Origin of the sequence: Vibrio sp. 10N.222.55.C6, assembly GCF_041473395.1 — a bacterium.
Lineage (GTDB): Bacteria > Pseudomonadota > Gammaproteobacteria > Enterobacterales > Vibrionaceae > Vibrio > Vibrio crassostreae_C.
The window spans coordinates 1-446 of sequence record NZ_JBFRSD010001094.1 but is presented as its reverse complement, the minus strand read 5'-3'; the positions used below and the strand labels follow the sequence as shown (position 1 = coordinate 446).

The following is a 446-nucleotide window of genomic DNA, read 5'->3' as shown; positions in this document are numbered from 1 at the left end:
ACTATCAATTGACCAACTACCAACGGACTTCTGTTTCGATTGATACGTCTCAACTTTAACTGCATGGCCATGATCGTCAAGATAACAAAACAATATATCCTCTAAATGTTCAAGAGATAGAAAGTATTTTGTCCCGTCAAATTTGCTATCGTAGTTATCCAGAATTAAGAAAAGAGCCATATTTCGCTGCAACGCAAAGCCCTGCTGTGCTGTAACACCTGCATTTACACTTTGATCAACCAACACCATTTCCTTGAATATAGTTCGTTTTTGTGTTTAGTAGTTAGAGCGCATATGATAGCACATGTCGGGAAGTTATATAGTATCTTAATGAATATCAGTAAGTTACTATGTGGTGCGATTTAGTACCTCAGGCTATTACTTTAGGCATTTATAATGTTTTAGCTTGCTTCCTGCGCGGTAGTATCACAATACAAGCACCCAAA

General features: G+C 37.4%; 1 protein-coding gene. It reads right to left on the bottom strand.

The window, feature by feature from the left end; translation table 11 throughout:
- On the bottom strand, nucleotides 1–243 hold a 243-nt coding region (locus AB4486_RS27705; RefSeq protein WP_372120011.1), incomplete at its 3' end, for a hypothetical protein.
- Nucleotides 244–446 lie beyond the last annotated feature (203 nt).